The following is a 6,978-nucleotide window of genomic DNA, read 5'->3' as shown; positions in this document are numbered from 1 at the left end:
TAAACCACTGCGTCTATGAGTTCTCATATACATCTTGTTAAAATTTAGAACTTTTGGGTCAGCCCCTTTTTTGAAGAATTGAGGAAGGTATATTATAATTATTAATCACATTGGAATTTATGGAATATGTATTAGAGATAATAAACTTTTATGTATAAAAAAGGGAAGAGGTCCTTATAAAAATAGATTTGATTTACCAGGAGGTAGTCAAAAAGAAAATGAGGGGTTGACAGAAACCTTAGTTCGAGAATTCCAAGAAGAAACGGGATATCATATAAAAGGTTATAGGGATTGCAGAGCCTATGATGTTTTTGTAGAAGAATCTAATCGTACAGTACATCATATTATGGTATTTTATAACATTGATATTAATCTCGAACAGCAAGATACGATTTTAGAAAAGTTGGAAGAGGAACTAAATGATTCTAGTGGAATATATTGGATTGACTTGGAAGAATTAGATATAAAGAATTCCTCGCCACTGATCTTGAAATTGAAACAGGAATTAAGTAATGATAAAGATGTGTTAGAGAAAGTAGTGTATAAAAATTGGGAGATATTATAAAAAGAACTTATCCATGAAAAAATATGGATAAGTTCTTTTGTTATTTATTAAGACTCTCATTGATTAAGTTTTGTTTTTTCATTGAAATAACCGCTGAATAACAGAATACTGCTACGGCTACCCAAATTATTGAGAATGATATTAGCTTTTGAATGCTTAATACTTCTCCATATACAAAGATTCCTATGAAGAATTGCATAGTAGGTGGTAAGTATTGAAGAATACCTAAAATGTATAGTGGAATTGCTGTAGCTCCTTTAGCAAATAACATTAGTGGAACTGCAGTAATTACACCAGATAATAATAAGTATATTAATGTATCTGTTCCAAAAGAATAGAATGTAATTGAGTTATTTGATGAAAGATATCCCATGTAAATAAGTGCGATAGGAGAAACTATAGCTGTTTCTATAAGTAAACTTGCTTTTGGACTAAGAACAATTTTCTTTTTACATAAGCTATAAAGTCCAAAACTTAGTGCTAGTAATATAGAAATCCATGGAAGAGATCCGAGTGAAATAAATAGGTAAATCAAAGAACCTCCAACACATAGACATGCTATTGTTTGTGTACGTGTTAATTTCTCTTTTAGAAATACCACCGCTAGTATAATTGTAACAATAGGATTTAAGTAATATCCAAAACTTGCCTCTAGTACGTGGTTAGTGTTTACCGCGATTATATATGTAAGCCAGTTTAATGTTATTAAAAATGATGCTAGTACTAATAGTAAGACACTTTTCTTATCTTTCCAGAGTGTTGTTATTTCATTAAAGATAGATTTTTTATTTTTTGCAATTGCGACTACGATAATCATAAAAATAAAAGAACATATAATCCTCATCGCAAGAACTTCATATGCACCTATTTCTTTTAGTAATTTAAAATATATAGGAAATAATCCCCATGAAAAATAACATATAAGAATAGCTATTAAACTCTTCTGTGTATTATTCATATTATCCCTCCTTAAACGAGATGAATGTATGATTAAGTATAACGAAAATATATGTATATTTCAACGGAAAAATTTTCTAATTAGCTCAAAAACACGTATTTTTTTATATAAATCAAACATTTTCATTATTTTCATAAGCTTCACATTAGACTTTTCAAAGAGGGAGCACACCTTAATTTATAAAACTACACTTTAAAAAAAGAAAAAATATTTTTTCTATTTTAGGTAAAATATCAGTTATATAACAGTTATATAATAGTTTTTATAAGATTCAATGTTATTTTCTGTAATTTGATATGCTAATATATTTTTGTGGAACGCATACATGCTTTAAAATTAAGGTTCCATTTATTAGATAAATAGTATAAAATAAAGGTGTAAAAAATAAAACTGTATGAGTAGTGCAGGAGAGGACATTGGACACCGAAGGTACAAATTAACACTTAGCAACTGTTGATGAAATTCTCAGGTAAAAAGACTGCACTAGGACAGAACTCTGAAGCAAGTCAACAGAGAGAAAGCTAGCTTTCTTTTTGTTGTTTTTATTTTAGGAGGGATGCTATGAAATTGATAACAAATAATCCAAGATTTTCAAAAGAAAAATTTAAAGATATAGAAGTTGAATATCATGATATAGATTATCTAGAGGTACTAAAAAAAGTTAGAGACTACGTTCATGAAAATTGGGAAGTTGTAACACACCCACTATATGGAAGTGTTAAACCAAATGAAACAATTTATAGATCGGTAGTCATTAAAGAAAGTACTGATTTAGATGTTGCTTCTATTAATTTAATTTCTGAAGCGGTAGGAACTTTTGAAAAATTTAGGAAAAATAAAGAAGTTCCACACTGGACAGATAGAGTAAAAGATGATTTCAGTGTTATCGATCACGATTTATTATCAAATGCGATAAAAAGAATTTTATAAAAAAATAAATATAAGGAGAATAATTATGAGTAGAAATTATGATGTAATTATTATTGGTTCTGGACCTGCAGGTTTATCAGCTGCGTTATATGCTTCACGTGCTAAATTAAACGTTTTGGTTCTAGAAAAATCGAAAAATGGAGGACAAGCAGCAATCACTCACATGATTGAAAACTATCCTGGTGCGATTGAAGATCCAACTGGACCACGTTTAACAGCGAGAATGGCAGAACAAGCGAAAAACTTCGGTACTGAATTTAAACAAGAAGAAGTACTAGATGTTAATCTTGAAGGGGAGGAAAAAGTAGTTACTTGTACAAGTGGTGATTACATAGCTAAAGCAGTAGTAATTGCAACTGGAGCATCTCCAAGAAAATTAGATATTCCAGGGGTTAGGGAATTAGAAAGTAAAGGTATTTCTTACTGTGCTACTTGTGATGGTGACTTCTTCGATGGACTTGAAGTGTTCGTAGTTGGGGGAGGAAACAGTGCGGTTGAAGAAGCTCTATTCTTAACTAAATTTGCTCGTAAAGTAACAATCATCCACTTTGAAGAAGATATTCACTGTGAAAAAATTACAGCTGAAAAAGCAAGAAATCACCCACAAATCGAAATTAGAACTGAAACAGTTGTTCTTGAAGCAATTGGTGATGGAATTTTAGAAGCTATTAAATTGAAAAATGTAGCTACAGGTGAGGAGTATGTGGTAGAAGCTGACGAAGAAGACGGAACTATGGGATTATTCTTCTTCATCGGATATGTTCCTCAAACTAAACTATTTGAAGGAAAAGTTGAACTAACAGAAGGTGGTTATGTTAAAGCTGGAGAAGACACAAAAACAAGTGTTGAAGGTGTATATGTAGCTGGTGACTGTCGTCAAAAAGAAATCCGTCAAGTAGTAACAGCTGTATGTGATGGTGCTGTAGCAGCAATCACTGCAGAAAAATATATTGCTGAGAAATTTGAATAAAATTTAAAAAAATAAAAAAAGGAGACAAAGACAATGTTAGAACTAAACAAAGAAAACTTTGAGAGTGAAGTATTGGAAGCTGAAGGATACGTGTTAGTAGACTTTTGGAGCCAAGGATGCGAACCATGTAAAGCACTTATGCCGAGTGTACATGAATTAGCAGACAAATACGGAGACAAACTTAAGTTTGCTGCTCTAGATACAACAAAAGCAAGAAGACTTGCAATCAAACAAAAAGTTTTAGGGTTACCAACAATAGCCATATATAAAGACGGAAACAAAGTCGAAGAAGTAACTAAAGACGATGCAACTGTTCCGAATATAGAAGCTATGATTAACAAATATTTATAAAAAAATAAACTCAATAGGGAGGTTTTAGGTATGCGTCTTGAATTAGGAAAGATCCATATTAAAGATATACAATTTGCTGCAGAATCAAAAATCGAGGCAAATGTATTATATGTAAATAAAGAAGAGCTTGTAAAAGCTGTTTTCGAGGATGATGCAATTGAATCTGTTGATTTAGACATTGCTCGTCCAGGTGAGAGTGTTCGTATTACACCAGTTAAGGATGTAATTGAACCTCGTGTAAAAGTTGAGGGTCGTGGAGGAATATTCCCAGGTATCCTTTCAAAAGTTGATACTGTAGGTGAAGGTCGTACAATTGCACTTAAAGGTATGGCTGTTGTAACTACTGGTAAAATCGTAGGATTCCAAGAAGGTATTATCGACATGACTGGAGTTGGAGCTGACTATACTCCATTCTCTAAAACAAATAACTTAATCGTTATTGCTGAGCCTAAAGAAGGAGTAAAACAACACGAACACGAAAAAGCAGTTCGCTATATCGGATTCAAAGCTGCTCGTTACATTGCAGAATTAGCTCGTTCATTAGAACCAGAAGAAGTAGAAGTATTTGAAACTAAACCTTTATTAGAACAAATTGCTGAATATCCAGATCTACCAAAAGTAGGATATGTATACATGCTTCAAACTCAAGGTTTATTACACGATACTTATGTATATGGTGTTGATGCTAAACAAATAGTACCAACTATTCTATATCCAACAGAAATTATGGATGGTGCTATCGTAAGTGGTAACTGTGTATCAGCTTGTGATAAAAACCCAACATATGTACACTTAAATAACGGTGTAATTGAAGATTTATACAAAAAACATGGTAAAGAAATTAACTTCTTAGGTGTAATCATTACTAACGAAAATGTTTACTTAATGGATAAAGAACGTTCATCTAACTGGACTGCAAAACTTTGCCGTTACTTAAACTTAGATGCTGTAATCGTATCTCAAGAAGGATTCGGTAACCCAGATACAGACTTAATCATGAACTGTAAAAAAATTGAAGCTGAAAAAGTTAAAACAGTTATCGTAACTGATGAATATGCAGGTCGTGACGGAGCCAGTCAAAGTTTAGCTGATGCTGACGTAGCTGCTGATGCAGTAGTAACTGGAGGAAATGCTAACCAAGTGGTTGTATTACCAAAATTAGATAAAGTTATCGGACACATTGATGTAGTAAATGTAATCGCTGGTGGTAACCAAGACTCATTAAGAGAAGATGGAACTATCGAAGTAGAAATCCAAGCTATTACAGGTGCTACTAACGAAACAGGTTTTGGTTACTTAAGTACAAAAACTTTCTAGTAAGCAAAATAAAAAAATGTTATAGATTTGAACAAGGAGGAATAAGATAATGGTAAATCTTATTAATAAAAAAGTAGTTATCATTGGTGACCGTGATGGTATCCCAGGATTAGCTATTGAAGAGTGTGTAAAACCAATTGAAGGAGTAGAAGTAGTATTCTCATCTACTGAATGTTTCGTCTGAACAGCTGCAGGGGCTATGGACTTAGAAAACCAAAAACGTGTTAAAGAAGCTGCCGAAAAATTCGGTAACGAAAACGTTGTAGTTTTACTAGGTGCATCTGAAGCCGAAGCTGCTGGTCTAGCAGCTGAAACAGTAACAGCAGGGGACCCAACATTTGCGGGGCCACTTGCAGGTGTAGCACTAAATCTTGCTGTTTATCACATTGTAGAAGAAGAAATTAAATCTCAAATAGATGAAGCAATCTATGAAGATCAAGTTGGAATGATGGAAATGGTATTAGATATTGATGAAATCGCAAGCGAAATGAAAGATGTTCGTGGTGAGTAATTAAGGATCTAAATAATAGTTATAGGGGGAAATAAAAATGTCTAAAATAAGAGTAGTACATTATATAAACCAATTCTTCGCTGGAGTAGGTGGAGAAGAACAAGCCCACATTGCACCAGAATTAAGAACTGAATTACCACCGATTAGTGTTCAGTTACAAGGGCAATTGGGAGAAGAATTTGAAGTAGTAGCTACAGTAGTTTGTGGTGACAGTTACTTCAACGAAAACTTAGAAAAAGTTCAAGCAGAACTTTTAGAAATGATTAAAGGATGCGAACCACAATTATTCATCGCTGGTCCAGCATTCAATGCAGGGCGTTATGGGGTAGCAGCTGGTACAATTACTAAAGCTGTTCAAGACGAATTAGGAATTCCAGCTGTAACAGCAATGTACGTAGAAAACCCAGGAACAGACATGTTCAGAAAAGAAGTTTATATTCTTGAAACAGCTGACAGTGCAGCTGGTATGAGAAAAGCTTTACCAAAATTAGCTAAATTTGCTGCAAAATTAGCTAAAGGTGAAGAAATTCTTTCTCCAAAAGAAGAAGGATACCACGAAAGAGGAATCCGTGTAAACTTCTTCAGCGACAAACGTGGATCAGAACGTGCTGTTGAAATGCTTGTTAAGAAAATTAAAGGTGAAGAATTCGAAACAGAATATCCAATGCCTAACTTTGACAGAGTTGAGCCAAACCCAGCTGTTAAAGATTTAAGCAAAGCTAAAGTTGCTTTAGTTACTTCTGGTGGTATCGTTCCAAAAGGAAATCCAGATCACATCGAATCATCTTCTGCATCTAAATATGGTGAATATTCATTAGAAGGATTCACAGATTTAACAGCTGAAACTCACGAAACAGCTCACGGTGGATACGACCCAGTATACGCTAATGAAGATGCTGACCGTGTATTACCTGTGGACGTAATGAGAGAATTCGTTAAAGAAGGTAAAGTTGGAAGTTTACATGAAAAATTCTATACTACAGTAGGTAATGGTACTGCGGTAGCTAGTGCTGTAGGATTCGCTAAAGAATATGCGCAAAAATTAGTAGCTGACGGAGTAGATGCTGTAATCTTAACTTCTACTTGAGGAACTTGTACTCGTTGCGGTGCAACGATGGTAAAAGAAATTGAGAGAGCGGGTATACCTGTGGTTCACATGTGTACAGTAGTACCGATTTCTCTAACAGTAGGAGCAAACAGAATTGTTCCAACTATTGCAATACCTCACCCACTAGGAAATCCAAAACTAGAAGCGGATGAAGAGAAAAAATTAAGACGTGGACTTGTAGAAAAAGCATTACATGCTTTAACTGTAGAAGTTGACGGTCAAACAGTATTCGAATAAAAAAAGAAAGGGGAGCTGAGGGTATATAATA

8 protein-coding genes and 1 riboswitch are annotated in these 6,978 nt (G+C 33.7%); of the genes, 7 read left to right on the top strand and 1 reads right to left on the bottom strand.

Annotation, left to right across the window (positions count from 1 at the left end; genetic code table 11):
• Positions 1 to 91: 91 nt before the first annotated feature.
• Positions 92 to 565 (top strand): NUDIX hydrolase, encoded by a 474-nt coding sequence (locus tag HMPREF3186_RS07715; protein ID WP_060914667.1) that lies wholly within the window; start codon positions 92 to 94, stop codon positions 563 to 565.
• 40 nt (positions 566 to 605) lie between these two features.
• Here HMPREF3186_RS07715 and rarD read toward each other — a convergent pair whose 3' ends face one another.
• The gene (gene rarD, locus HMPREF3186_RS07710; protein ID WP_060914666.1) at positions 606 to 1,523 is read right to left on the bottom strand and encodes an EamA family transporter RarD; all 918 of its coding nucleotides are present in this window, start codon (positions 1,521 to 1,523) and stop codon (positions 606 to 608) included.
• A gap of 394 nt (positions 1,524 to 1,917) precedes the next feature.
• Positions 1,918 to 2,014, top strand: a riboswitch (glycine riboswitch).
• Positions 2,015 to 2,084: 70 nt separating this feature from the next.
• Here rarD and HMPREF3186_RS07705 point away from each other — a divergent pair.
• The 6 genes from HMPREF3186_RS07705 to grdB are packed head-to-tail and all read left to right on the top strand — an operon-like array spanning position 2,085 to position 6,947.
• Positions 2,085 to 2,453: a GrdX family protein gene (locus tag HMPREF3186_RS07705; RefSeq protein ID WP_060914665.1), complete on the top strand. Its 369-nt coding sequence runs from the start codon at positions 2,085 to 2,087 to the stop codon at positions 2,451 to 2,453.
• A 25-nt stretch (positions 2,454 to 2,478) separates the two neighbouring features.
• Positions 2,479 to 3,423 (top strand): NAD(P)/FAD-dependent oxidoreductase, encoded by a 945-nt coding sequence (locus HMPREF3186_RS07700; RefSeq protein ID WP_060914664.1) that lies wholly within the window; start codon positions 2,479 to 2,481, stop codon positions 3,421 to 3,423.
• A 33-nt stretch (positions 3,424 to 3,456) separates the two neighbouring features.
• Entirely contained in the window at positions 3,457 to 3,774 is a 318-nt protein-coding gene (gene trxA / locus HMPREF3186_RS07695; protein ID WP_060914663.1) for a thioredoxin TrxA, read from the top strand.
• Between the two features lie 30 nt (positions 3,775 to 3,804).
• Positions 3,805 to 5,091, top strand: a complete 1,287-nt coding sequence (locus HMPREF3186_RS07690; RefSeq protein WP_060914662.1) for a glycine/sarcosine/betaine reductase component B subunit — start codon at positions 3,805 to 3,807, stop codon at positions 5,089 to 5,091.
• A 49-nt stretch (positions 5,092 to 5,140) separates the two neighbouring features.
• Entirely contained in the window at positions 5,141 to 5,602 is a 462-nt protein-coding gene (gene grdA / locus HMPREF3186_RS07680) for a glycine/sarcosine/betaine reductase complex selenoprotein A (RefSeq protein ID WP_084812686.1), read from the top strand.
• A 37-nt stretch (positions 5,603 to 5,639) separates the two neighbouring features.
• On the top strand, positions 5,640 to 6,947 hold the full coding sequence (grdB, locus tag HMPREF3186_RS07675) for a glycine reductase complex selenoprotein B (protein ID WP_084812685.1): 1,308 nt from the start codon (positions 5,640 to 5,642) through the stop codon (positions 6,945 to 6,947).
• Positions 6,948 to 6,978: the final 31 nt, after the last annotated feature.

Origin of the sequence: Gemella haemolysans (assembly GCF_001553035.1) — a bacterium.
GTDB classification, from domain to species: Bacteria; Bacillota; Bacilli; order Staphylococcales; family Gemellaceae; genus Gemella; species Gemella haemolysans_B.
This window is presented reverse-complemented; position numbering and strand designations above follow the sequence as displayed.

Bases quoted from the DNA above. Each gene is read 5' to 3' on its own strand.
- HMPREF3186_RS07690 (WP_060914662.1), top strand. From the start codon at position 3,805: ATGCGTCTTGAATTAGGAAAGATCCATATTAAAGATATACAATTTGCT.
- HMPREF3186_RS07700 (WP_060914664.1), top strand. From the start codon at position 2,479: ATGAGTAGAAATTATGATGTAATTATTATTGGTTCTGGACCTGCAGGT.
- rarD (WP_060914666.1), bottom strand. From the start codon at position 1,523: ATGAATAATACACAGAAGAGTTTAATAGCTATTCTTATATGTTATTTT.
- trxA (WP_060914663.1), top strand. From the start codon at position 3,457: ATGTTAGAACTAAACAAAGAAAACTTTGAGAGTGAAGTATTGGAAGCT.
- HMPREF3186_RS07705 (WP_060914665.1), top strand. From the start codon at position 2,085: ATGAAATTGATAACAAATAATCCAAGATTTTCAAAAGAAAAATTTAAA.